This is a genomic window from Dethiosulfatibacter sp. (assembly GCF_983023055.1).
On the sequence record NZ_CEZJXU010000132.1, the window covers coordinates 2,176 to 5,519 of the forward strand.

Here is a 3,344-nt window from a genome sequence, read left to right on the forward strand (position 1 = left end):
TCTCCAGCACAATCTTTATCATTTAAACATTTTGAGAATTTAATGAGAAAGCACTTTCAAATCACTACATTGTCCGATGATCTAATGCGTACTCTGGGACTGATTCACGATAACCAGTACAATATAGCGGCAGCACTGCTTTCAGATGATAATCCTATTGAGGGTTCAGTTGTACAGCTTGTTGCTTTTTCAGATACAGGCGTTGGCAGAATAAAAGACAGAATGACTCTGGATTCAGACTCTGTAATAAAGCAATTTGATGACTGTATGGCTTTCTACAAAAAACATATTAATGTTGGGGAAATCATTGAATCAGCGTATAGAAAAACTGTTGAATATGTTGGTTCATAGAGATTATTCTGTAGCTGTTGATGCCAGAGTTGAATTTTATTCCAATCGAATCGAAATTATCTCTCCTGGAGGATTGCCTTTGGGAATGCTTAAAGAAGAATATATCGAAGGCAGACTATCTAAACCGAGGAACAGGAAGATTGCAGATATCTTCCTTCGACTGAAAATTATTGAGAAGCTTGCAACAGGTATAAGACGAATCAAGGAGCAATATATTAATCAAGAAATAAAACCTGGTTTTCTGGTTAGTGAGAATGCTATAATAGTCGTTTTGCCCTATGTAAAAGAGTCAATCAGTCTAAAATACAGTTCCGAAATAGATAAAAGGGATATGAGCGTATTGACTGGTAAAGAAAGGACTGTTTATGACTTGATTTTGCAGCATCCGATAATCAAGCGAGTAGAAATTCAAAATCATATTGATCTTGAAAAATCCCAAACGATTAAATTGCTTAATAAGCTTCGAGATTCAGGATGGATTATCAAAGTTGGTAATGGACCTGCAACTGGATATAAAGCATTGGAATAACTGATCCATATCGACCGGTCGTTTCCGTTCGATATTTAATCGTCCGAAATCTACCGGTCGATTAAATTATTTATCCACTGCATTGTTAAGCTACAAATTCCAGTGCCCACAGACTACACTTAAACGACAAATTATAGTCACCTAATTTAATATATTCCTAAAGGATTGTGTTGCTGCCTGTTACACATTTTTTTCTTGACTTTAGACTTCATTCGACAGACCCTGTTTAGAATCATAATTAATTATCAAATAAAACACATCTTTAGAAGTAAATCTAATTAAATTCTTTTTTTCATCTCCTTCAGCATAAAAGCCATTTATCGATTCAATATCCTCGTCTACAAGTGTTTCAAAATAACCCATGACAGATACTCTTGCTACATTAATAGGATACTTTTCATTTGAGTAGTCCTCTGAGGAAAGTTCTATATTTTTAGACAATTCGTTCCATTTGAATTCATATAGACCACTTACTCCAACGCTGCTAACACATTCATTACTCACATAGACTATTTCTTCACTCCCATTATGCTTAGCAATTACTACAACAGCAGTTATTTTTGCTTTAAAGCTTCTATTATCTGGATATTCATCAACTTTATCTATTCGCTTATATATATATTCGATTGTTTCCAGCTCGATATTTTCAATTCTTTCTTGACAAGTTTCTTCATATTTGCTTTTTTCTTCCTTGTCATTAGCAATTACTCGATCAATTAAAACTGATTTACCATTTCCTGCTAAATAGTAGTATTCAGATTCGGATATTTCTGTAATAGTCACACCTACTTCATTTTCAATATTATCATTATAATTACAATATGTTAAAATCATGAGTAAGACTATTAGTCCAGTAACAATTTTTATCTTCATTTATTTTCTCCAAAAAATTTTCCGACTCAAACAATACATACAAATCAAAGTGTGTATTGTTTGAGTCGTGATTTTTAGTAGCAACTATAATTTAATACAATGTACATCTCTTCAGATAAATATGACTGTGGTGCTGTAACCGAACCATTAACAGTAAATCCAGGTATTTCAAATCCTACTCCAAATGAAACATCATACTCTACTTCAAAATATCCACAAGCAGATAATCTTACTTCTGTAGTTGGATAATTCCCTCATCAATTGAGATTCCCTCTGCTTTTGCCTTTGATTCTAAATACTCCTCATATGAAATTTCCCTCTCCTCGAAACTGTTATCACTTTCTACAAGACTTTCACTAACAGAAGCCTTTTCTCCTATTGCAAATACATTGATTTGCAATACCATTATCGCTACCAAAATAAATACTAATATCTTTTTCATTTCAATTCCTCCAAATTCAATTATAAACTTTTTTAGTTTCTTTTTCTCTAATACATTTTTTAACACTTATAATACAAACTTTCAACCATATCCTCAAATGTCACATAAATAGTGTCATCATCTGCTATTAATATAGCTCCGAACCGCCATAATACGAATCTCCTTCCAGAAATTCTCCCTTGCTTCCATTGACATATCCATAGGATACTATTCTGTAAGCAAATCCACTCTGCACACTGTATTCTCCACCAAGCAAAGCTGCATTACCTTCTTTTGTTATAGTCCAGTGCTTAAGATTTATCCAGCTTCCATTTTCATACTTCTGAAGAAATATACTCAATAATATTTTGTCAACATTTCTCGAAGTCAGTGAAGATGTAACAATGACTCTTCCATCATTGTCAATCTTCAAATTGTTATCAATCACACAGATATAAGAAAACTTCGCCTGACCTGCATCTTCCTTTGCTACCAGATTAGTATTTTCAGCTGCCTGTGCCGGTACTACAGAGATAAACATCGCAATACATAGATTCAAAATTACAATTCTGATTCTTCTCATTATTATCACCCCCTTCACTATATATAACTGTTTTGGGATGCGAAATCTTACACTTTTTTGAAAAGTTTTTTGTTACTTTTTCTTAATATTTTCAGCAATCTTTAAAAGTATTGATTTTTCAACATTCCCTTGAATATAATACATTTCTACATCATCATGCCACATCAATATATTTGAATTTTCCTTCTCAACAATGAGACCTTCATGGCCGTTAACTTCCACTTCCATGGATTTTCCATTCTCCGTATCAACATGGTATCCTCCGGTAACTGAACCTTGATAGAATATTATTTCTTCAGACTCGTCTTTTGTGAAAATCATGATACCAGAGAATTCATCCTTTATTGTATCCGTTAACTGGTATCCTTCAGGGATGATTGTCGGATAACAATATCCCTCCCAATTTCCCTGTATATCGTCGGCCCGAACATTATTCATGTTTTCTATGGTTTCAACAGCTGTATATTTCTCTCTAGCCTCTTCTATTATATCAAAAAACTTGATCCTCAAAGCATCCACACTCATGATTGCTGCACCAAATATGAAAAATGCACAAACTACTATAGCTGCCGTGCGTGTTCCTAGCC

At 33.7% G+C, this 3,344-nt stretch carries 6 protein-coding genes and 1 pseudogene; 3 read left to right on the forward strand and 4 right to left on the reverse strand.

Features of this window, described 5'->3' with window-relative positions; all coding sequences use genetic code 11:
- Positions 1 to 351: pseudogene (locus tag AC3AX0_RS06115) on the forward strand (hypothetical protein); the annotation flags it as partial.
- Entirely contained in the window at positions 308 to 880 is a 573-nt protein-coding gene (locus AC3AX0_RS06120; protein WP_487549421.1) for an ATP-binding protein, read from the forward strand. The pseudogene AC3AX0_RS06115 and the gene AC3AX0_RS06120, both read left to right, overlap by 44 nt.
- 201 nt (positions 881 to 1,081) lie before the next feature.
- On the opposite strand, the gene AC3AX0_RS06125 is transcribed toward AC3AX0_RS06120, so the two are convergent.
- The gene (locus AC3AX0_RS06125; protein ID WP_487549422.1) at positions 1,082 to 1,753 is read right to left on the reverse strand and encodes a hypothetical protein; all 672 of its coding nucleotides are present in this window, start codon (positions 1,751 to 1,753) and stop codon (positions 1,082 to 1,084) included.
- 99 nt (positions 1,754 to 1,852) lie between these two features.
- On the opposite strand from AC3AX0_RS06125, the gene AC3AX0_RS06130 reads away from it, so the two are divergent.
- Positions 1,853 to 2,002 (forward strand): hypothetical protein, encoded by a 150-nt coding sequence (locus AC3AX0_RS06130; RefSeq protein WP_487549423.1) that lies wholly within the window; start codon positions 1,853 to 1,855, stop codon positions 2,000 to 2,002.
- On the opposite strand, the gene AC3AX0_RS06135 is transcribed toward AC3AX0_RS06130, so the two are convergent.
- The 3 genes from AC3AX0_RS06135 to AC3AX0_RS06145 all read right to left on the reverse strand — a co-directional run.
- Entirely contained in the window at positions 1,983 to 2,195 is a 213-nt protein-coding gene (locus AC3AX0_RS06135) for a hypothetical protein (RefSeq protein ID WP_487549424.1), read from the reverse strand. The genes AC3AX0_RS06130 and AC3AX0_RS06135 overlap by 20 nt on opposite strands.
- Before the next feature lie 127 nt (positions 2,196 to 2,322).
- A complete protein-coding gene (locus AC3AX0_RS06140; RefSeq protein WP_487549425.1) occupies positions 2,323 to 2,757 on the reverse strand; it encodes a hypothetical protein in 435 nt (144 codons plus the stop codon).
- Positions 2,758 to 2,829: 72 nt separating this feature from the next.
- Positions 2,830 to 3,344 (reverse strand): DUF4367 domain-containing protein (locus AC3AX0_RS06145; RefSeq protein ID WP_487549426.1); only part of this gene is annotated, 515 nt, incomplete at its 5' end.